This window comes from Curtobacterium sp. NPDC092190 (genome assembly GCF_044755625.1).
In the GTDB taxonomy this organism is placed as follows: domain Bacteria; phylum Actinomycetota; class Actinomycetes; order Actinomycetales; family Microbacteriaceae; genus Curtobacterium.
Window position 1 is genome coordinate 212,185 of the sequence record NZ_JBIVRJ010000002.1, and the last position, 20,615, is coordinate 232,799.

21 protein-coding genes are annotated in these 20,615 nt (G+C 73.3%); 15 read left to right on the forward strand and 6 right to left on the reverse strand.

Annotated features, from left to right (window positions below; genetic code table 11):
- Positions 1–34 precede the first annotated feature (34 nt).
- The 5 genes from rsmI (at position 35) to ACIQFY_RS05195 (ending at position 4,836) form a co-directional block, all read left to right on the forward strand.
- Positions 35–856 carry a 16S rRNA (cytidine(1402)-2'-O)-methyltransferase gene (rsmI, locus tag ACIQFY_RS05175; RefSeq protein ID WP_326496908.1) on the forward strand — a complete coding sequence of 274 codons (822 nt, stop codon included), beginning with the start codon at positions 35–37 and terminating at the stop codon, positions 854–856.
- A gap of 120 nt (positions 857–976) precedes the next feature.
- Complete coding sequence (metG, locus tag ACIQFY_RS05180; protein WP_251154467.1) at positions 977–2,557, forward strand: methionine--tRNA ligase; 1,581 nt, start codon at positions 977–979, stop codon at positions 2,555–2,557.
- Complete coding sequence (locus ACIQFY_RS05185) at positions 2,554–3,492, forward strand: TatD family hydrolase (protein WP_066655919.1); 939 nt, start codon at positions 2,554–2,556, stop codon at positions 3,490–3,492. Before metG ends, ACIQFY_RS05185 begins: the two co-directional genes overlap by 4 nt.
- Before the next feature lie 2 nt (positions 3,493–3,494).
- Entirely contained in the window at positions 3,495–4,343 is an 849-nt protein-coding gene (gene rsmA, locus ACIQFY_RS05190) for a 16S rRNA (adenine(1518)-N(6)/adenine(1519)-N(6))-dimethyltransferase RsmA (RefSeq protein WP_400338592.1), read from the forward strand.
- Positions 4,344–4,413: 70 nt separating this feature from the next.
- Positions 4,414–4,836 carry a hypothetical protein gene (locus ACIQFY_RS05195; RefSeq protein ID WP_400338594.1) on the forward strand — a complete coding sequence of 141 codons (423 nt, stop codon included), beginning with the start codon at positions 4,414–4,416 and terminating at the stop codon, positions 4,834–4,836.
- A 118-nt stretch (positions 4,837–4,954) separates the two neighbouring features.
- Here ACIQFY_RS05195 and ACIQFY_RS05200 read toward each other — a convergent pair whose 3' ends face one another.
- On the reverse strand, positions 4,955–5,695 hold the full coding sequence (locus ACIQFY_RS05200) for an SDR family oxidoreductase (protein WP_209685562.1): 741 nt from the start codon (positions 5,693–5,695) through the stop codon (positions 4,955–4,957).
- A 101-nt stretch (positions 5,696–5,796) separates the two neighbouring features.
- Between ACIQFY_RS05200 and ACIQFY_RS05205 the strand changes: the two genes are divergently transcribed.
- Positions 5,797–6,654 (forward strand): helix-turn-helix transcriptional regulator, encoded by an 858-nt coding sequence (locus ACIQFY_RS05205; RefSeq protein ID WP_400338596.1) that lies wholly within the window; start codon positions 5,797–5,799, stop codon positions 6,652–6,654.
- Between the two features lie 3 nt (positions 6,655–6,657).
- Here the strand turns inward: ACIQFY_RS05205 and ACIQFY_RS05210 are convergent, their stop codons facing one another.
- Positions 6,658–7,158, reverse strand: coding sequence for a hypothetical protein (locus tag ACIQFY_RS05210; RefSeq protein ID WP_066655907.1), 501 nt, complete (start codon positions 7,156–7,158; stop codon positions 6,658–6,660).
- A 140-nt stretch (positions 7,159–7,298) separates the two neighbouring features.
- Between ACIQFY_RS05210 and ACIQFY_RS05215 the strand changes: the two genes are divergently transcribed.
- The 4 genes from ACIQFY_RS05215 to ACIQFY_RS05230 all read left to right on the forward strand — a co-directional run bounded on the left by ACIQFY_RS05215 (position 7,299) and on the right by ACIQFY_RS05230 (position 11,724).
- A complete protein-coding gene (locus tag ACIQFY_RS05215; protein WP_066655905.1) occupies positions 7,299–8,318 on the forward strand; it encodes a RimK family alpha-L-glutamate ligase in 1,020 nt (339 codons plus the stop codon).
- Between the two features lie 84 nt (positions 8,319–8,402).
- Complete coding sequence (locus ACIQFY_RS05220) at positions 8,403–9,449, forward strand: LLM class flavin-dependent oxidoreductase (protein ID WP_209685568.1); 1,047 nt, start codon at positions 8,403–8,405, stop codon at positions 9,447–9,449.
- Positions 9,449–10,756, forward strand: a complete 1,308-nt coding sequence (locus tag ACIQFY_RS05225) for an O-acetylhomoserine aminocarboxypropyltransferase/cysteine synthase family protein (protein ID WP_400338598.1) — start codon at positions 9,449–9,451, stop codon at positions 10,754–10,756. The genes ACIQFY_RS05220 and ACIQFY_RS05225 overlap by 1 nt, the downstream gene beginning before the upstream one ends.
- A gap of 35 nt (positions 10,757–10,791) precedes the next feature.
- Positions 10,792–11,724, forward strand: coding sequence for a 4-(cytidine 5'-diphospho)-2-C-methyl-D-erythritol kinase (locus tag ACIQFY_RS05230; protein WP_066655898.1), 933 nt, complete (start codon positions 10,792–10,794; stop codon positions 11,722–11,724).
- A 52-nt stretch (positions 11,725–11,776) separates the two neighbouring features.
- Here ACIQFY_RS05230 and ACIQFY_RS05235 read toward each other — a convergent pair whose 3' ends face one another.
- Positions 11,777–13,435 carry a glycosyltransferase family 39 protein gene (locus ACIQFY_RS05235; RefSeq protein ID WP_326496915.1) on the reverse strand — a complete coding sequence of 553 codons (1,659 nt, stop codon included), beginning with the start codon at positions 13,433–13,435 and terminating at the stop codon, positions 11,777–11,779.
- Positions 13,436–13,525: 90 nt separating this feature from the next.
- Here ACIQFY_RS05235 and ACIQFY_RS05240 point away from each other — a divergent pair, with 90 nt between their 5' ends.
- Genes ACIQFY_RS05240 through ACIQFY_RS05260 form a run of 5 tightly spaced genes read left to right on the forward strand, consistent with a single transcriptional unit; the run spans position 13,526 to position 17,804 of the window.
- Entirely contained in the window at positions 13,526–13,939 is a 414-nt protein-coding gene (locus ACIQFY_RS05240) for a molybdopterin-binding protein (RefSeq protein WP_066655894.1), read from the forward strand.
- Positions 13,936–15,099: a ThiF family adenylyltransferase gene (locus ACIQFY_RS05245; protein WP_400338601.1), complete on the forward strand. Its 1,164-nt coding sequence runs from the start codon at positions 13,936–13,938 to the stop codon at positions 15,097–15,099. The genes ACIQFY_RS05240 and ACIQFY_RS05245 overlap by 4 nt, the downstream gene beginning before the upstream one ends.
- Positions 15,100–15,124: 25 nt before the next feature.
- Positions 15,125–15,943, forward strand: coding sequence for a molybdate ABC transporter substrate-binding protein (modA, locus tag ACIQFY_RS05250; protein WP_400338603.1), 819 nt, complete (start codon positions 15,125–15,127; stop codon positions 15,941–15,943).
- A 32-nt stretch (positions 15,944–15,975) separates the two neighbouring features.
- Complete coding sequence (locus tag ACIQFY_RS05255; protein ID WP_400338605.1) at positions 15,976–16,785, forward strand: ABC transporter permease; 810 nt, start codon at positions 15,976–15,978, stop codon at positions 16,783–16,785.
- Entirely contained in the window at positions 16,782–17,804 is a 1,023-nt protein-coding gene (locus ACIQFY_RS05260) for an ABC transporter ATP-binding protein (RefSeq protein ID WP_326496919.1), read from the forward strand. The genes ACIQFY_RS05255 and ACIQFY_RS05260 overlap by 4 nt, the downstream gene beginning before the upstream one ends.
- A 7-nt stretch (positions 17,805–17,811) precedes the next feature.
- On the opposite strand, the gene ACIQFY_RS05265 is transcribed toward ACIQFY_RS05260, so the two are convergent.
- Genes ACIQFY_RS05265 through ACIQFY_RS05275 form a run of 3 tightly spaced genes read right to left on the reverse strand, consistent with a single transcriptional unit; the run spans position 17,812 to position 20,602 of the window.
- Positions 17,812–18,042, reverse strand: coding sequence for a MoaD/ThiS family protein (locus tag ACIQFY_RS05265; RefSeq protein ID WP_245172441.1), 231 nt, complete (start codon positions 18,040–18,042; stop codon positions 17,812–17,814).
- A gap of 12 nt (positions 18,043–18,054) precedes the next feature.
- Complete coding sequence (gene moaA, locus ACIQFY_RS05270) at positions 18,055–19,134, reverse strand: GTP 3',8-cyclase MoaA (protein ID WP_400338607.1); 1,080 nt, start codon at positions 19,132–19,134, stop codon at positions 18,055–18,057.
- 10 nt (positions 19,135–19,144) lie between these two features.
- Complete coding sequence (locus ACIQFY_RS05275; protein ID WP_271826677.1) at positions 19,145–20,602, reverse strand: glycosyltransferase family 87 protein; 1,458 nt, start codon at positions 20,600–20,602, stop codon at positions 19,145–19,147.
- Positions 20,603–20,615: the final 13 nt, after the last annotated feature.

Consider the following 20,615-nt stretch of genomic DNA (forward strand, 5'->3'; position numbering starts at 1 on the left):
GCCGCCACGGCGGACCTGGCACCAGAATGGGGAGGTGATCGTCCTCGCAGCAACGCCCATCGGCAACCTCGGCGACGCGTCTCGTCGTCTCGTCGAGACCCTCTCGAACGCGAGCGTGGTGGCCGCCGAGGACACCCGGACCGCGATCCACCTGATGCGTGCGCTCGGCATCGAGAACCGCCCGCGCCTGATCGCCCTCCACGAGCACAACGAGCGCGCGAAGGCCGCCGAGGTGGTCGAGCTCGCCCGCGACGAGGACGTGGTGGTCCTCACCGACGCGGGCATGCCCGCGATCAGCGACCCGGGCTTCCCCCTCGTGGAGGCCGCGGCGGCCGCCGGGGTGACCGTCACCGCCCTGCCCGGGCCGTCCGCGGTGCTCATGGCGCTCGCCGTGTCGGGCCTGCCGACCGACCGGTTCAGCTTCGAGGGCTTCCCGACCCGCAAGGCGGGGGAGCGCCGTCGTCTCTTCGCGTCCCTGGCCGGTGAGCAGCGGACGATGGTGTTCTTCGAGTCACCGCACCGGCTCGCCGACACGCTCGCCGACATGGCCGCGGGGTTCGGGGACGACCGCCGCGCGGTCGTGTGCCGCGAGCTCACGAAGCTGCACGAGGAGGTCCGCCGCGACTCGCTCGCCGCGCTCGCCGCCTGGGCCGCCGACGGGGTGCGCGGTGAGATCTGCGTGGTCGTCGAGGGCTCGACCGGCGCGCTCGACGTGACGAGCATCGAGGACGGTGTGCGGCTCGTGCTCGAGCGGGTCGCCGCCGGGTCGCGCATGAAGGAGGCCGCCGCGGCGGTCGCGGACGCGACCGGCCTGTCGAAGCGCGACCTGTACGAGGGCGCGCTCGCCGCGCGGTAGGGCCGACCACAGTCGGTCTGGAGGCGCGGGGCGGGCCCGCCACCCGCCTCCCGTCCGGTTCTCCACAGGCGGCGCGCGGGGCGCGTCACGCGGCTCCGGCCCGCCCGTAGGATGGTCCGCATGTCCGACGGGTCCTCGTTCAGCATCACCACGCCGATCTTCTACGTGAACGACGTGCCCCACATCGGGCACGCCTACACCGAGGTCGCCGCGGACTTCATGGCACGGTGGCACCGGCAGCGGGGCGACGACGCCTGGCTGCTCACGGGGACCGACGAGCACGGCCAGAAGATCCTCCGGACCGCCAGCGCGAACGACGTGTCCCCGAAGGAGTGGGCCGACCGGCTCGTCACCGACGCGTGGAAGCCGCTGCTCGACACGGTCGACGTGGCGAACGACGACTTCATCCGCACGACCGACGAACGGCACGAGCGCGGCGTGACCGCGTTCCTGCAGAAGCTGTACGACGACGGCTACATCTACGCCGGCGAGTTCGAGGGCTTCTACTGCGTCGGGTGCGAGGAGTACAAGCAGCCGAGCGACCTCGTGCCCGGCACCGGTCCCTACGAGGGCCAGCAGGTCTGCGCGATCCACTCGATCCCCGTCGAGGTCCTCGCCGAGCGCAACTACTTCTTCCGCATGAGCGACTTCGAGCAGCGCCTGCTCGACCTGTACGAGTCGAACCCGCAGTTCATCCAGCCCGAGAGCGTCCGCAACGAGATCGTCTCCTTCGTGAAGCAGGGCCTGCGCGACCTGTCGATCTCGCGCTCGAGCTTCGACTGGGGCATCACGATCCCCTGGGACCACGACCACGTGCTCTACGTGTGGTTCGACGCCCTGCTCAACTACGTCACCGCCCTCGGCTACGGGTCGGACGACGACGAGGCGTTCCAGCGCCTCTGGCCGAGCGTGCACGTCGTGGGCAAGGACATCGCCCGCTTCCACGCGGTGATCTGGCCCGCCATGCTCATGGCGGCGGGCCTCCCCGTGCCGGAGCGCGTGTTCGGTCACGGCTGGCTGCTCGTCGGCGGCGAGAAGATGTCGAAGTCGAAGCTCACCGGCATCGCGCCGTCGGAGATCACCGACACCTTCGGCTCGGATGCCTTCCGCTACTACTTCCTCCGCGCGATCACCTTCGGGCAGGACGGCAACTTCAGCTGGGAGGACATCTCCGCCCGGTACTCGGCCGACCTCGCCAACGGCTTCGGCAACCTTGCCTCGCGTCTCGTCGCGATGCTGCAGAAGTACTTCGACGGTGCCGTGCCGTCGCGCGGCGAGCTGACCCCGTCGGACGAGGCGATCGACGCGCTCGCGGTGTCCGTCACCGAGCGTGCGGACGCCGCGGTCGAGGCCTTCGCGCCGCACGAGGCGATCGCCGCCGTGTGGGAGCTCGTCGACGCGCTGAACGGGTACATCACCGAGCAGGAGCCCTGGGCGCTGGCGAAGGACGAGTCGGCGCGCGAGCGTCTCGGCACCGTCCTCGCGACGGCGCTCCGCGGCCTCGGCACCGTGAACGTCCTCGTGTCCCCGGTGATGCCGAAGGCGACGGAGAAGCTCTGGGCGTCGATCGGTGCCGGCGGATCGGTGACCGAGCAGCGCGTTGACCGCGCCTACGAGTGGCAGGGCGCCGCAACCGTCGTGCCGCTCGGGTCCGGCCTGTTCCCGCGCATCGAGCAGCAGCCCGAGCAGGGCGCAGCGTGACCGACGCGGCGGACGGCTCGCACGTCCGGGCGCGTGGCGAGGGGGCGTCCGGCGGCTCGAAGCGCGACCTGAGCTACCCACCGCTGCCGCAGGCGCTCGTGGTGCCGGTGTACGACAACCACACGCACATGGAGATCGCCGACGGCGTCGGTGAGGGCGGCGACGGTCCGCTCGACTACCGCGAGCACCTCGACCGTGCGTCGAGCGTCGGGGTCCGCGGCGTCGTGCAGGTCGGCACCGACCTGGCGACGTCGGAGTGGTCGGCGCAGATCGCCGCGCGTGAGCCCCGTGTGCTCGCCGCCGTCGCGCTGCACCCGAACGAGGCGCCCGTGCTCGACGAGCAGGGGCTGCTCGACGAGCACCTCGCCGGCATCGAGCGGCTCGCGGCGCTGCCCCGCGTCCGGGCGATCGGCGAGACCGGTCTCGACTTCTTCCGCACCGGCGAGGACGGCCGCGCGGCACAGGTCCGCTCGTTCGAGGAGCACATCCGCATCGCGAAGGAGCACGACCTCGCGCTGACGATCCACGACCGTGACGCGCACGAGGCCGTGGTCGAGGTGCTCGACCGCGTCGGCGCTCCCGAGAAGACCGTCTTCCACTGCTTCTCCGGCGGTCCCGACCTCGCCCGGCTCTGCGCCGAGCGCGGCTGGTACATGTCCTTCGCCGGAACCGTCACGTTCAAGAACGCCCAGTCGCTCCGAGACGCCCTGCAGGTCGCGCCGCGGCACCTGGTCATGATCGAGACGGACGCCCCGTTCCTCACGCCGACGCCGTACCGCGGGCGGCCGAACGCGCCGTACCTGATCCCGCTCACGCTCCGGTCGATGGCCGAGACCCTCGGTACCGACCCGTCGATGCTCGCGGCGCAGATCGCCTCGACGACCGAGCTCGTCTACGGTGCGTGGGACGCCGAGCCCGTCACGGTGGACCAGTAGTCGTGGGCGCACTGCTCGGCCCGGCGGAGATCCGGGACCTCGCCGCCAAGCTCGACGTCACCCCGACGAAGAAGCTCGGCCAGAACTTCGTGCACGACGCCAACACCGTGCGCCGCATCGTCTCGGCCGGCCGGGTCACGTCGGACTCCCGCGTGCTCGAGATCGGACCGGGGCTCGGCTCCCTGACCCTCGGGCTGACCGAGACCGGCGCGTCCGTCACCGCGGTGGAGATCGACGGTCGGCTCGCAGCCCAGCTGCCCGCGACCGTCGCGGCGATGCAGCCGGGCGCGCGCCTGCGGGTCGTGCACCAGGACGCGCTCGCGGTGACCGCCGACGAACTGCCCGAGGCCCCGACGCACGTCGTGGCGAACCTGCCGTACAACGTCTCCGTCCCCGTGCTGCTGCACCTGCTCGCGACCTTCCCGACCATCGAGCGGGTGCTCGTCATGGTGCAGGCCGAGGTCGGTCACCGCATCGCCGCCGGGCCGGGCAGCAAGGTCTACGGGGCGCCGAGCGTCAAGGCCGCCTGGTACGGGTCGTGGTCGACCGCCGGGCAGATCAGCCGCCAGGTCTTCTGGCCGGTGCCGAACGTCGACAGCGTGCTCGTCGGGTTCGACCGTCGTGAGCGCCCGGGGGACGAGACGCTGCGGGCGCAGGTCTTCGAGCTCGTCGACGGGGCGTTCCAGCAGCGCCGGAAGATGCTCCGGCAGAGCCTGTCCGGGGTCCTGGGGTCCAGCGCCCGTGCGTCGGAGCTGCTGACCGCGGCCGGTCTCGACCCGACCGCTCGGGGTGAGGCGCTGTCGCCGGACGACTTCGTGCGCCTCGGACGGACGGTCCTCGCCGCCGCCTGACGGCAGGCGGTCGGGTCACTGCTCCGGCCCGGTGATCGTCGTGTCGGCGACGGAGCCCTAGGCTGACCGCGTGCACGCTCCGACCTCACGCCTCGCCCTGGCGATCACGCTCTTCTTCCTCGCGGGCGGTGCACTCGTCGCGGTCCTCGCCGTCGTCGCCATCGTCCGTGACGCCGGCGACGATGCTGCGTGGGCAGCCGCCCTGTTCGGAGCAGGCCTGGCGGCGTGGGGACTCTGGTTCAACCAGCTCGCGGACGAGGACGAGGACGGGGCGTCCACCGGGGCCGAGCCGCGGGCTGCGAGGAGCTCCATCGGCACCGTCGCGATGGTCGCCGTCCTGGCCGGGGGCGCCTTCTGGGTGCTCCGTGGACCGCTGGACCGGACGCTGGCCGAGTCGCTCCTCGTCACCGCCATCGTGCTGGGGCTCTGGGCGTTGAACCGGGGGCTCGACGCGCGGATCCGGCGTCGGCGCGCCGCCGGCGAGGTCGACTGACGGAGCAGCGTGCTCCCGCCGGCGCCGGTGCCCGCACCGGCCCCGACCCCGACCCCGGTCTGACGGTCGACGTGCACACGTCTCCTCGCCCGGGGCTGATCCGCCCGTGGTGCGTGGCTCAGTGGCCGCGGCCGGCCATCGCCTCGAGGATCTGCTGGTGCGTCCCGTCGCGCTCGGCCCAGCGCAGCGGCTGGACGTCCTGCACGAGGATCTCCGGCGCGGCACCGGAGTCGAGCAGACCCATCACCTCGTCCGTGAAGGCGTCGAGGGGCATCCCGCCGAAGTCGGCGCCACCCATCAGGTCCGTCTGCACGGCCGGCGGGGCGAGCTCCAGCACCGCCACCGAGCTGCCGACGAGCTGCTGCCGGAGCGCCTGCGTGTACGAGTGCACCGCGGCCTTCGTGGCGCTGTAGGTCGGGGTCGCGGTCAGCGGGACGAAGGCCAGACCGGACGACACCGTGATCAGCGTCGCCGCCGGCCGGGAGAGCAGGTGCGGCAGGAAGGCGTCGATGAGCCGGATCGTCCCGACCAGGTTGGTCTGGACGGTCGCGAGTGCGTCGTCGATGTGTCCGGGGTCGCGCAGGTCCTCGTTGCGCATGATGCCCGACATCGTGACGACGGTGTCGAGCTCCGGCCAGCGGGCCGTCACGTCCGCTGCCGCGCTCGCGATGGAGTCCGCGTCGGCGACGTCGATCGCGACGGTACCGAAGCCGTGCTCGGCGGCGAGGGCGTCCAGGCGGTCCTGGCGGCGGCCGCCGATGACGACGGTGCTGCCGGCGGCCTGCAGGCGCTGCGCGAGGGCGAGCCCGAGGCCCGAGGTCGCGCCGGAGATGAAGACGGTGCTGTTCGTGGTGTCCATGCCGACCACGATGCTCCTGCGCCCGGGGCTCCTCCAGGGCGCGGGCATCGGGGGACCGGCGGTCCCTGGCTCCGCTCCGGCCGAGACGGCACGATGGGGGCATGGACCGCCCCACGCTCGCCGACTTCCTGCGCCGCCGCCGCGAGCTGCTGCGCCCCGAGGACGTCGGCCTCGGCAGCGGTCACCGTCGGCGGACCCCCGGACTCCGTCGCGAGGAGGTCGCCGCACTCGCCGGGATGAGCGTCGACTACTACACGCGGCTCGAGCAGCAGCGGGGCCCGCAGCCGTCGGAGCAGATGGTCGCGGCGATCGCCCGGGCCCTCCGGTGCAGCCTCGACGAACGCGACCACCTGTTCCACCTCGCCGGGCACACGGCGCCGGTCCGGATGCACCGCGCGGACCACGTGGACCCCGCGATCCTGCGCGTGCTCGACCGGCTCGAGGACACCCCGGCGATCGTCGTGAGCCACCTCGGTGAGACGCTCGTCGAGAACCGGCTCGCTCGGGCACTGCTCGGCGGATCCGTCGACCTGCCGGGCAACGAGCGCTACCAGGCGTGGCGCTGGTTCGTCTCGGGGACGGAGCAGGCGAAGTACGCGCCCGAACAGCACGAACGGCTCGGTCGGGTCGTGGTCGCGTCGCTCCGCGCGGCCGTCGGGCTCGCGGGGCCGAGCGACCGTCGGGCGACGGAGCTCGTCGCCGAACTGCAGCGCCGCAGCCCGCAGTTCCGGGAGCTCTGGGAACGCCACGAGGTCGCGACCCGCTGGTCGGACGACAAGACCATCGTGCAGCCCGAGCTCGGCCGGATCACCGTCGACTGCCAGGTGCTCCACACGGACGACCAGGCGCAGGCGCTCCTGTTGTTCACCGCGCCCGCGGGGAGCGAGGACGCGCAGAAGCTCGAGCTCCTCGGCGTCGTCGGCACGCAGCAGTTCGGCGCCGACCGCGTCGCGCGCTGATCCTCAGTCCGCCGACGCACCCCGTGCCCGCAGGGCCTCGACGACGGCTTCGGGGTCGTTGCACCGGAACCGCAGCGACCGCGCCCCGCGGATCGCGACCTGCACGCCGGGTCCGCCGTCGAGCAGCACCGCCGTGCCGCCGGGGACGAGCCGGATGCCGAGCCCGCCGGAGTTGCCACCCGTCATGTGCACGACCTCGGCCGACGTGATCTGCTCGGGGGCGACGCGCCGCCGGTACCACCAGGGGCGGACACGGACCTCGAGCACCTCGTCGACCCGCACCGTCATCCGCATGGTCATCATCCCGATGCCGAGCGCGACCGTGACGGCGAGGGTGACCACCAGCACGCCGACGTCCGACGCCGACGGCGGCTGGTCCTGCCACCCCGCCGGCACCGCGAGCACGAGCGTCGCGATCCCGACCGCGGTCGCGATCACGGCCCACCCCACGACGGTCATCACACGGCCGGGACGGACGGTCTCCTCGTACGCGGGGTAGGACATGCGTTCCACCCTCGCACACCCGGCGCTCCGGCACGAGGTGACCCCGCCGCGATGGCACGAGGCGACCGCGCGCGGACGCACGCCGCAATCCCGCGTCACACACCTGGCACCCCCAGGGGGAGCGTGCCTAGGGTGGCCCGGTGACAACTCCGCGCGTGTACGTCATCCACGAGAACCCCGAGTGGTTCCCGCCGTTCGCCGCTGCCTTCGCGGCAGAAGGGGTGCCGGTCGAGGAACTCCTGCTCACCGACGGCGGTGCCCTGGGCAGCATCGACCTGACCGCCGAGCCGGCTCCGGGCGTCTACTGGTCGCGGATGTCCGCGTCGAGCCACACCCGCGGCAACGAGCACAGCAAGGAGTACGCCCGCGCGCTGCTCGGCTGGCTCGAGCGCTCCGGTGCGACGGTCGTGAACGGCAGCCACGTGCTCGAGCTCGAGGTGTCGAAGGTCGCCCAGCACGGGCTCCTCCGGGACGCCGGCTTCGACGTGCCCCGCACGACCGCGGTCTTCGGGTCGGCCGCCCTGCAGGACGCCGCGCGGACCTTCACGGACGGGCAGGACGTCCCCTTCATCACGAAGCACAACCAGGGCGGCAAGGGCCTCGGCGTCCGCCGTTTCGACACCCTCGCCGAGTTCGACGCGTACGTCGACAGCCCCGAGTTCGAGGCCCCCGTCGACGGCATCACGCTGCTCCAGGAGCTCCTGACCGCCCGCGAGCCCTTCATCACCCGAGCCGAGTTCGTCGGCGGCGAGTTCGTCTACGCGGTCCGTGTCGACACGAGCGCCGGCAGCTTCGAGCTCTGCCCGGCCGACGCGTGCGAGGTGCCCCAGGCCATCGCCGGCGCCGTCTGCGACGTGCCCGGCGCCGAGACGACCGGCACCGGGGCACCGGCCGCCTTCAGCATCCGTGACGAGGTCACGGCCCACCACCCGCTCGTGCAGCAGCTCCGGACGTTCCTCGCCGACCAGCGCATCCAGGTCGCGGGTGTCGAGTTCATGGAGACCACGGACGGCCGCACGGTCGTCTACGACGTGAACACGAACACGAACTACAACCCCGCCGTCGAGGCGGTCGCGCCGGTCTCCGGTCCGCGCGCGATCGCGCGCTTCACCGGCGCGCTCCTCGAGCAGGCGTACGCCACGTCGGCGACCACGGCCTGAGACGACACCACCCACCGGCCTGGAGGCTCGTGGCGGGCCCGCCCCGCGCCTCCCGGCCGTCACGACACACCTGAGGAACCACTCGTGCGATTCGGATACTGGACCCCGCTCTTCGGCGGCTGGCTGCGCAACGTCGAGGACGAGGACATGCCCGTCACCTTCGACTACGTGAAGCGGCTGGCGCAGCGTGCCGAGCGGATCGGCTTCGACCTGACGCTCGTGCCGGAGCTCAACCTCAACGACATCAAGGGGACGGCCGCGCCGAGCCTCGAGGCGTGGGCGCTCGCGGCCGCCCTGGCCGCGACGACCGAGCGGCTCGAGATCATGGCCGCGATGCGTCCGGGCTACCACCTGCCGGCGGTGACGGCGAAGCAGGCCGCGACCATCGACGAGATCTCCTGTGGTCGCTTCACGTTCAACGTCGTGAGCGCCTGGTGGGCGGAGGAAGCCCGCCAGTACGGTGGCATCTTCTCCGAGCACGACGACCGGTACGCGCGCACCGAGGAGTTCGTCGCGATCCTCAAGGGCCTCTGGGCCGAGACGCCGTTCTCGTTCACGGGCGAGTACTACGACGTGCAGAACACGCACCTCGAGCCGAAGCCGCGGGTCACCCCGCGCATCTACGCCGGCGGCGAGAGCGAGGCGGGCAAGAGCTCGATCACCCGCTTCGCCGACGCGTACCTGACGCACGGCGGCACCGTCGACGAGCTCCGCACGAAGATCGACGAGATGAAGCGTCGCCGCGAGGACGCCGGCGCCGCACCGTTCGAGGCGTTCGGCATGGCCGCGTACGTGATCGTCCGCGAGACCGAGGAGGAGGCGCAGGCCGAGCTGGCCCGCATCACCGACGTCCGCCACGGGAAGGCGTACGAGTCGTACCAGGACTTCATCTCGAAGTCGCAGCTCGAGCACGTGCCGTCGCTCGAGGACTACTCGGTGTCGAACCGCGGTCTGCGCCCCGGGTTCGTCGGTACGCCGCAGCAGGTCGCCGACCGCATCCGCGAGTTCGAGGACGCCGGCGTCGACACGCTCCTGCTGCAGTTCTCGCCGCAGGCCGAGGAGATGGAGCGCTTCGGCGAGCAGGTCATCCCGCTCGTCCGCGCCGCCGTCCCCGCCGAGCCGGTCGCCTGATGGCGGCCGAGGACGACTGGGCGTTCGAGACGCGGCAGATCCGGGCCGGCTTCACGGCCGACCCGGGCTTCGGGGCGAACGTGCCCCCGATCGCGCAGAGCGCGGCCTTCGTGTACCCCTCGGGCGAGGACGCGGCGGCGCGCTTCATGCTCGACGCACCTGGACACACCTACACACGCGTCAACAACCCGTCTGCGGCGGCCCTGGAGCGACGCGTCGCGGACCTCGAGGGCGGGGTCGGAGCACTGGCGCTGGCGTCCGGTCAGGCGGCGACCTCGCTGGCGGTGCTCGGCGTCGCGCGGGCGGGCGCCCACGTCGTCTCGTCGGCGTCGCTCTACGGTGCGACCTACACGCTCTTCCACTCGACGCTGAGCGACCTCGGCATCACGTTCACCTTCGTGCATGACCCGACGGACCTCGACGAGTGGCGCGCCGCGGTCCGTCCGGAGACGCGGGCGTTCTTCGGCGAGAGCATCCCGAACCCGCGCGGCGACGTGTTGGACTTCGCGGGGGTCGCCGGTGTCGCGCACGACGCGGGGGTGCCGCTCATCGTCGACAACACCATCGCGACGCCGTACCTCGTGCGACCGATCGAGCACGGCGCGGACATCGTCGTGCACTCGGCGACGAAGTACCTCGCCGGCCACGGCAGCGCCGTCGCCGGGATCATCGTCGACGGCGGGAACTTCGACTGGGCGGCGCAGGCGGAGAAGTACCCGCAGCTCACGACGGTCGAGCAGTCCGGGTTCGCCGGGACGGCCTTCGCCGAGAAGTTCGGCCGCCGCGCGTTCATCCAGCGCACCCGGTCGAAGCTGTCCGCCGACCTCGGCCCCGCGATCGCTCCGTTCAACGCCTTCCTCGTCCTGCAGGGCATCCAGACGCTGTCGCTGCGCATGGACCGGCACGTGGCGAACGCGGCCGCGGTCGCCTCGTGGTTGGACGGACACGCGCAGGTCGAGCACGTGCACTACGCCGGGCTGCCCTCGTCGCCGTGGCACCACCTGCAGCAGCGCTACGTGCCGAAGGGGCCGTCGGCCGTGCTGGCGTTCGACCTCGCCGGTGGGGTCGCTGCCGGTCGCCGGTTCGTCGCCGCGCTCGAGCTCTTCGACCACGTGTCGAACCTGGGCGACGTCCGGTCGCTCGTCGTGCACCCCGCGTCGACGACCCACGTGCAGATGACCCCGCAGCAACGCGCGGCCGCCGGCGTCGGGGAGGGCATGATCCGCCTGTCGATCGGTCTGGAGCACGTGGACGACATCCTGGCCGACCTGGCTCGCGGGTTCGTGGCGGCGGGGACCTCGGCGTAGTCCGCGGCCCGGCGCGGGGAGGATAGGTTGGACGCATGACCTCGCTGGCCGCACCGACCCGCGTGCGGGTGCGCGCTCCCGGCAAGATCAACGTGTTCCTGTCCGTCGGCGCGCTGCAGGACGACGGCTACCACGACGTGGCGACCGCGTACCAGGCGGTGTCGCTGTACGAGGACGTCACCGCGGAAGCGGCCGACGACTTCTCCGTGCGCTTCACGGGACCGATCGACACCAGTGCGGTCCCGACCGACGACTCGAACCTGGCGATCCGCGCCGCGCGTCTCGTGGCCGAGGCCGCCGGGCACCGGGGCGGCGTCCGGCTCACCATCGACAAGCAGGTCCCCGTCGCCGGCGGGATGGGCGGGGGATCGGCCGACGCCGCGGCGACCCTGCTCGCGTGCGACACCCTCTGGGGCACCGCCCTCGGGCGGGACGAGCTGCTGCGGCTCGCGGCCCGACTCGGCGCGGACGTCCCGTTCGCCTTCGCCGGCGGCACCGCCGTGGGGACGGGTCGCGGCGACGAGCTGAGCCCGGCGCTCGCCAAGGGGGAGTTCCACTGGGTCCTCGCGCTCAGCGAGGACGGTCTCTCCACCCCTGCTGTCTACCGGGCGCTCGACGAGCACCGGGAGCGCTACCGGGCCGACATCCGCCCGGCTCCCACGACCCCCGTCGTCGAGGCGAACGTGCTCCAGGCGCTCCGTGCCGGCGACGCGGACCTGCTCGCGGACTGCCTGCACAACGACCTGCAGGCACCCGCGATGCGGCTGCAGCCGGGGCTCGCGGCGACGATCGAGGTGGGGGAGAAGGCCGGCGCGCTCGCGGGCATCGTCTCGGGGAGCGGCCCGACGGTCGCGTTCCTGGTCGCCGACCGCGATGCTGCGCTCGAGGTGCAGGTCGAGCTCAGCGCCTCCGGGCTCGTCGCGCTCCGGGCGACCGGCCCGGTGCACGGTGCCCGCGTCGTGCACTGACCACCGGACCCGCGGTGCCGACTGACCACCGGACCTACGGTGCCGTCGGGGCTCAGTCGCGGACGAACTCCGTGATGACGACCCGACCGGTCCGCCACTTCTGCTCGACGTGGAAGCCGTGCTCGGCGAGCACCTCGGTCGTCTCCGGCTGGATGTTGCGAGCCTTCGGGGTGCCGCCGACGAACCACACGGTGTCGATGTCACCGAGGCGTGCCGGGATCGTCGACGCCAGGTCGCCGTTCTCGTTCCAGAGCACGCCCGTCTCGGCGCCGTTCTTCCGGATGCCCAGGTCGGTCATCCCGGTGAACGCCCAGGGGTAGGAGACGCGGATGATCTCCGCGGTGGACGTCGGGTGCCCGTAGACGCTGCCGAAGACCACGCCCTCGTTGGCACCGGTGTTCGCCCCACGCTCGGCGGCGATGATCGACGCGGCGTTCGCCCAGGTCGACTCCTGCTTCGACCGGGGCGTCTTGACGTCGATCGCGCTCGGGACGCTGATGACGAGGAAGAGCGCGAGCAGCGCGGCGATCAGGGCCTTCCGCCGCAGGGCGGTGATCGCGAGCGCGATGAGGAGCGCGACGAACGGCATGCTCAGCGATGCGTACTTGGGGGAGTAGAGGTGCTTGCCGAGTGCCGTCGCGGCGAGGAGTGCCCCGGTCGGCAGCAGCGCCAGCGGCAGGGCGATCCGGACCGCCTGCGCCCGGAGGAGCGCGCGGACGGTGGGGACGCGGCGGTGTGCGGCGACCAGGGACACGACGACACCGATGACGAGGAGCGTCCACGCGACCGCGGCGTACGAGTCGATCCCGCCGAACCACGAGGTGGCGAACACCTGGCGCGGCGTGCGCTGCGTGATGCCCGAGATCCACGCGACCTGCTTGGACTGCTCCGTGACCTCGAGCACGAGCGGCGACGCGAGGAGCGCGGCAGCTGCGGCGGCGATGACCCAGCGGACGAGGACGACGCGGCCCGCGAGCGGGTCACCGGTGCCCGACCGCCGGGTCCACGTGCGCGACCGGCGCTCGGCCAGCCACGTCCAGGCCAGGGCTGCCGCGTGAGCGACCACGGCGAGCGCGAGGTACACGTTGAAGCAGACGGCCAGGACCGCGAGCAGCCCGTAGGCGGTCCACCAGCGCATGCTCGACGCCCGCGTCGCGCCGGACCGGGTGCGTCGGACGGCCGTGATGCCGACGAGCGTCAGTGCGACGGCCAGGGTCGTGACGGTGGCGTAGGGGCGGCCCTCGGACCCGGCCCACTGCACGCGGGGGATCGCGAGGAACACGAGCCCGGCGACGATGCCGAGCCGACGACCACCCAGACGGCGTCCGAGTGCGACGACGAGCCCGGCGGTGACGCCGATGGCGAGTGCACTCGGGAAGCGGAGGGTGAACGGCGTGTACCCCACGAGCCAGAACCAGGCGTGGATGAGTGCGTAGTACAGCCCGTGCACCGCGTCCACGGTGTGGAGTTCGGCCCAGAGCTGCGGCCAGCTGCGCGTGGCGCTGGTGACCGTCGCGGCCTCGTCGTACCAGACCGAGGGTACCCAGGCGAAGAGCGCACCCGTGACGACGCCGAGCGCGCCCACGGTGAGCTCCGGGGTCCGGACGGCTGCGATGCGCAGGGCCGTCGACGCGGACCGCAGGCGGGTACGGACCGGCGCGACCCCGGCGGATGCGGGGACGTGGATGGTGCCGGTCTGTGGTGCAGTCACGCCCGCGACGGTAGCGCGCACGGCTGGGCGCGTGCCCCGTACCGCTGTCCCCTCCGTGAGAGTTCGCCATGCCGTAGGGTCACGGACACCATGACGACACTCCGCATCCGAGACGCCGCGCGGTACCTGGGCGTCAGCGACGACACCGTCCGGCGCCTGGTCGACGCCGGCACGCTGCCCCGTTCCGAGGACCCGTCCGGCCGCACGGTGGTCGAGGGGCGGGACCTCGCCGCGTACGTCCGCGGTCGTGACGCCGGGCTCGACGACCCGTCCGGTGTCCGCAGCTCGGCGCGGAACCGCTTCGTCGGCATCGTCACCGACCTGGTCGTCGAGGGGGTGGTCGCCCAGGTGGAGCTGCAGGCCGGCCCGAACCGCGTGGTGTCCCTGATGACCGCCGAGGCCGTCCGCGACCTCGGGCTCGAGGTCGGTTCCGTCGCGGTCGCGTCCGTCAAGGCCACGATGGTCACCGTCGAGGTGCCGGAGCAGCCGGAGCGCGCACGGTGACCACGCCCGACCCCGCCACGCCCGACCCCGCCGTGTCCGACCCCGCCGTGTCCGACCCAGCCACGCCCGACCCAGCCACGCCCGACCCCGCAGCGCTCGCCGCCCGGCGGCGGAGCACCTCGCGCACGGCCGCGCTCGACGGTGCCGGGCAGGCGGCGCTCGACGCGCTCGCCGGCGCCCGGGTCCTCGTCGTCGGAGCGGGCGGGCTCGGCGCACCCGTCCTGACGTACCTGGCCGGCTCCGGGCTCGGCCGGATCACGATCGTCGACCACGACACGGTGGACACGTCGAACCTGGCGCGACAGACGCTGTTCGCTGCCGCCGACGTGGGGCGCTCGAAGGCGGCGCGCGCAGCCGACCGGGTGCGCGGCGTCGACGCCGTCGTCGAGGTCGTCGCCCTGACCGAGCGCTTCCGCCCCGAGCACGTCGCCGACCACGACGTGGTGGTCGACGCGGCGGACAGCGTCGAGGTCACCCGTGCCGTCTCCGACGCGTGCGCCGCGGCGGGCGTGCCCTTCGTCTGGGGCACCGCGCTCGGCTACGACGGACAGGTCTCGGTCTTCCACGACGCCGCCGCCGACCCGGTCGACTTCCACGACCTCCACCCCGAGGCGCTGCCGGACGAGGGCTCCTGCGCCGCGGACGGCGTGCTGCCCGCCCTGTGCGGCGCAGTGGGCGCGGTGATGGCGGCGCAGGTCACCGCCCTGGTCGCCGGGCTCGGCGAGCCGCTGCTCGGCCGGGTGCTCACGGTGGACGCCCGTCGGTGGCGCTGGACCGAGAGCGTCCTGCGTCGCGGCCCGGGATCGGTCCGTCCCGCGGCGTCGGCGGTCGCGGAGCCGCCGCGGATCGCCCCCGCCGAGCTGGCACGACGACTCGGTGACGACGGTGCGGCCGACGTCGCCGGCGACCGGATCGTCCTCGTCGACGTCCGGACCGAGGCGGAGCGTGCGACCGGGGTGATCCCGGGCTCGCGGACCCCGGACGACCTCGGCGGCTCCGGGGCGGTCGACGAACTGGTCGTCGTGTGCGCGTCCGGGAAGCGCGCCACCGCCTGGGCACGGCAGGCCATCGCGGACCGTCCGGCAGGGTCGTCGCCCGTCACCGTCCTCGACGGCGGGATCACCGCGTGGGGCCAGGAGGGCCACCCGATCACCTCCTGACCGCAGGTGCGGCTAGGATCGCCCCGTGAAGACGCTCCTGCGAACCTCTGTTGCGATCGCGCTCGTGGTCGTCGTCGGGACGAGCCTCGCCGCGTGCACGACCCGGCCGGCCACCGGCGGCGCGACGGGCACCTCGGCGAGCGGCACCGCCACGGGCAGCACGGGCCCGACCGGGTCGATCACGGTCTTCGCCGCCGCCTCGCTCCAGCGCACCTTCACGGAGCTCGGGGAGCAGTACGAGCAGCAGCACCCGGGGACCACGGTCACGTTCTCGTTCGCCGGTTCGAGCGACCTCGTCTCGCAGATCCGCAACGGCGCCCCCGCCGACGTGTTCGCCTCCGCCGACGAGGCGAACATGGCGAAGCTCGCGACGACCGACCTGGCGACGGGGTGGCCCCGCGACTTCGCGACGAACACCCTCGAGATCGCCGTCGCACCCGGCAACCCCGAGCAGGTCGCGGACCTCCGCGACCTCACCGCGTCCGACCTGCAGGTCGTCACCTGCGCCGCCCCCGTGCCGTGCGGTGCGGCGACGGCGGAGGTCGAGCGGGCCGCGGGCGTCGAGCTCCGACCGGTGAGCGAGGAGCAGTCGGTCACCGACGTCCTCGGGAAGGTCGAGTCCGGGCAGGCCGACGCCGGGCTCGTCTACGTCACCGACGTCGAGGGCTCCGGGGGGAAGGTCGAGGGCGTCCCGTTCGCGGAGTCGTCCGAGGCCGTGAACACGTACCCGATCGGTGTCCTGAAGGATTCCGCGAACCCGGAGACCGCCGCGTCGTTCGCCGCGTTCGTCCGCTCCGACGCCGGCCGCGAGGTCCTCTCGGACGCCGGCTTCGGCGCACCCTGACGACGACCACGATGCACCGGACGACCAGGACGATGACGAACAGGACCACGCTCCGCCACCAGCGGACCCCCGTGCCGTGGTGGCTCCCGGTCCCCGCGGTCCTCGGCGGCCTGTTCGTCGTCGTGCCCGTGGTCGCGATGGTCGGTCGCGTCGACTGGTCGTCGTTCGTCGCCCTGGTCACGGCACCCGCGTCGACCACCGCGCTCGGGCTGAGCCTCGGCACCGCGGCCGCCGCCACCGGGGTCGCGTTCGTCCTCGGCTACCCGCTGGCGGTGCTGTTCGCCCGCTCGACCTCCCGCTGGGTCGGGGTCCTCCGTGCGCTCGTCCTCCTGCCGCTCGTGCTCCCGCCCGTGGTCGGCGGTCTCGCCCTGCTCGCGGCCTTCGGGCGGCTCGGCGTGCTCGGCGCGTTCCTCGACGAGCACGGGCTCCGGATCGCCTTCACCACGACGGCGGTCGTGACGGCGCAGGTCTTCGTGTCGATGCCGTTCCTGGTGTCGTCGATCGAGGGCTCGCTCCGCACCGGCGGCGGTCGCGCCGAACGGGTCGCCGCCACGCTCGGCGCCGGACCGACCTGGACGTTCCTCACCGTCACGACGCCGCGCGTGCTCCCGGGCATCACCTCCGGCCTGGTGCTCTGCGGGGCGCGGGCGCTCGGCGAGTTCGGCGCCACCCTCACCTTCGCCGGCAGCCTGCAGGGGGTCACCCGGACGCTCCCGCTCGAGGTCTACCTGCAGCGCGAGATCGACCCGGACACCGCCGTCGCGCTCGCGCTCGTCCTCGTCGTGGTCGCCCTCGTCGTGATCGGGACGACGACGGTGCGCACCCGCCCGGTGACGACGTGACGGGCGGTGGAACGGGGCTCGTCGCGCACGTGCTCGTGCCCGAGCGGGACGTCGACGTGCGCCTGACGATCGGCCCCGACGAGTGCGTCGCGCTGGTCGGGCCGAACGGCGCCGGCAAGTCGACCGTCGTCGAGGCCCTCGCCGGCCTCCTCCGCACGCGCGACGGCAGCGTCGTGCTCGCGGGCCGCGACCTGACGTCCGTGCCGACGCACCGCCGCCGGGTCGGCCTGGTCGCACAACGCCCGGACCTCTTCGCCCACCGCACGGTCGCCGGCAACGTCGCCTTCGGCCCGCGTGCCACCGGGGCCGGCCGCCGGGAGGCGCGGCACCGCGCCGCCACGGCCCTCGCCGCCGTCGGTGCGTCCGGACTCGCCGACCGGTCACCGACCACGCTGTCCGGCGGGCAGGCGCAGCGTGTCGCGGTCGCCCGTGCCCTCGCGACGGAACCCGCGCTGCTGCTCCTCGACGAGCCGACCACGGCGCTCGACGTCGACGCCCGCACCGAGGTCCGCGCGGCGCTGCGCGCCGCCCTGCGCGGCCGCCCGACCCTCCTCGTCACACACGACCCGCTCGAGGCCGTCACGCTCGCCGACCGCGTCGTCGTGCTGCAGGACGGCCGCGTCGTCGAGGAGGGGCGCACCGAGGCCGTCCTCCGGCAACCGCGCACGCCGTTCTCGGCGTCCTTCTCCGGACTGGTGCTCGTCCCCGGGACGGCCACGCCGACCGGGATCGCGCTCGACGGCGGCGGTGAGCTGGCGTCCGCGACGCACACCGTGCCTCCCGGCCGACCCGCGGTCGCGGCCCTGCACCCGACCGCGGCGCGCGTGCGCCGTGACGGGCCGGGGTTGGCACGGACGGTGACCGCGGTGGAACCGCGTGACGGGCTGGTGCGGGTGCACGCGGGTGACCTGGTGGCCGACGTGACCGTCGCGTCGGCCGCGGCCCTCGGTCTGGAGCCGGGAGTGGCGGTGCGGGTCGCTGTCGACCCGGACGAGGTCAGCGTCGCCGCGCCCGCGTGACGGTGGCCTAGCCGCCGGCGAACGGGGGCATCACGTCGACGGTCGCGACGCCGTCGAGCGACGTCGAGCGGTCGCGCGTCGTGACCCCGTCGACGAGGTACGAGCACCGCTCCTGCAACGCCGTCCACCGGTCCGGATCGGCCGCCGTGACGCCCCGCAGTGCCGCATCGAGCGTCGTCGCGGCCACCGTGGTCTCGTCCTGGCCGACGGCCGCGCGGGCCGCGGCGAAGAACCGCATCGTCGTCACGGGTCAGCCTCCGATCGCACTCATGCCGCGGGACGGGTGCACGATCCCGTCCGCGTCGTCGCCGTGGTCCCGCGGCTTCGCCCACATCGCGCGTCGCCAGGTGTCGAGCAGGACGTCGTCGTCGGCGCCGGCGCGCAGGGGGCCGAGCAGGTCGACCTCGTCGTCCGAGAACAGGCAGGAGCGCACGTGTCCCTCGGCGGTCAGGCGCGTGCGGGTGCAGTCGGCGCAGAACGACTCGGTGATGCTCGCGATCACACCGACGGTGCCGAGCGGTTCGCCGTCGAGCGTCGACACGCGGTACCGCTCGGCGGGGGCGCCGTCACGCGGCGCCTCGTCGGGCTCGAGCCGGTAGTGCTCGCCGAGCAGGGCGCGGGTCTCCTCCGCCGTGACCATGGTGGCGCCGTCCCAGGCGTGCCCGGGGTCGAGTGGCATCTGCTCGATGAAGCGCAGCTCGTGCCCGCGCTCGAGGCACCAGGCGAGCAGGTCGACGGCGAGGTGGTCGTTCACCCCGCGGAGCAGCACCGCGTTGACCTTGACCCCGAGACCCGCGTCCGCCGCGGCGGCGATGCCCTCGAGCACGCGGTCGAGGAACGGGCGCCGGGTGACCTCGGCGAAGACGTCCGGGTCGACGGTGTCGAGCGAGACGTTGACGCGGCGCAGTCCGGCGTCCGCCAGGGCCTGTGCGCGGTTCGCCAGGCCGATCGCGTTCGTGGTGATCGACAGTTCGACGTCGTGGGCCGAGCACCGACGGACGATGTCGACGAGGTCGGCGCGCAGGAGCGGCTCACCACCGGTGAAGCGGACCTTGCGCACGCCGAGGGTGCCGGCGGCGAGGCCGACCAGACGGTCGATCTCCGCCGCCGTCATGAGTGCGTCCGACGGGATCACGGGCAGCCCCTCCGCCGGCATGCAGTACGTGCATCGGAGGTTGCAGCGCTCGGTGAGCGAGACCCGCAGGTCGACGGCGCGCCGGGCGAACCGGTCGACGAGCCCGGGGTCGTCGACGGGTCGAGGAGGGATGGCCGGCGACTCGCTGCGCACCCGGCGCAGCAGGCCGGTCGAGGGCAGGATCCGCGCCGTCATCCCCGTGATGCTACCCCGCGTCGATGCGGTCGCGGGTGCGGGGGTCCACGGACCGCCACCCACGGGGGTCGAGTCGTCGTCCCCAGCGCACCCAGTCCTCGCGCCGGGTGCGGACGAGCGTGACGACCACGATCACGAGCACCGCGGCGAGGAGCCACCACCGGAACGCGGGCGCCGAGGGCCAGACCCCGCGCAGGGCGATGGCGAGGTTCAGGGCCATCCACTCCCACCGACCTGAGAGGACCACGAAGGGGATGAGGAGCAGCGCGTACCAGGGGTACCGCGGGGTCACGGCGAGGAAGGTCACACCGATCATGAACACCTCGGCGGACCACGGCCGTGCGGGGTCCGCGAGGCGCCAGGACACCACGGCGGCCAGGAGCACCACGAGCCCGACGACGATCGTCGCCGCATCGCCCTTGATCACGGACGAGACCAGGGCGAACCGGGAGCCGTCCTCGTAGCCCTCCTCGGACAGGTAGCCGGGCAGGTACCCGAGGACCTTCACGCCGGTCGTGAGCACGTAGGGCACGTAGAGCAGCGCGAACGTGGCGATGCCGACGGGGACCGCCCACCAGTACCGCCACCGGCCGAGCAGGGGCGGGTAGACGATCGCCGGGATGAGCTTGGTGGCCGTCGCCGCACCGAGGGCGATCCCGCCCCAGATCGGCCGACCGAAGGCGACGAGCACGACGCCCGCCGTGGCGAGGGCGGCACCGACGACGTCGACGTGCGAGTTCGTGACCGCCTCGGACGCGACGAGCGGCGACCAGGCCCACAGTGCGGCCCACCAGGTCGGGCGGCCGACGCGACGGAGCACCGCGACCAGACCGATCGTGACGCCGAGGGAGACGAGGAGTCCCGCGACCTGGAACGGCATGTACTGCGCGGTCGCGGGCACGAACGCGCGCACACCGGCGAACCACAGCTGCGCCATCGGTGGGTAGATCGTGGTCACGTCCGGCCGGTTGATGGCGACGCAGTGCCCGTCGGCCCCGTCGCCGAGCCCCCGCATCCGCGGCTCGAGCGGCTTGCAGGTGCCGTCGATCTTGTCCGGGAACAGCCAGTCCGGGCGCAGGTCGGCCAGCGCGTTCGACTGCGGCGTGTGGGCGTACGGTGAAATGCCGGCGTGTTGCACGATGCCGTCCCAGGCGTACCGGGCAGAGTCGGTACTGGTGTTCGGCGGGCCGACGAGCGCCGCGATGCCGACCACGACCGCCCCACCGAGGACGATCCGGGTCGTCCACTCGCGGGGCACGAACCGCACGGCGACCACTGCTCCCGCGAAGACCGCCCAAGCGATGAGCGTCCAGGCAACGAATGGTGCACGATGACCGGCACGGAGGAACCCCAGATGCGTGATGCCGAAGGCGATGACACCCGCCAGCGCCAGCACGCCGACGACGGACAGGACGGTCGACACGACCGCGGTCGTCGGGACGGAGGCGGCGCGCGGTCGTCTGCTCATGGTTCCCCGAGGC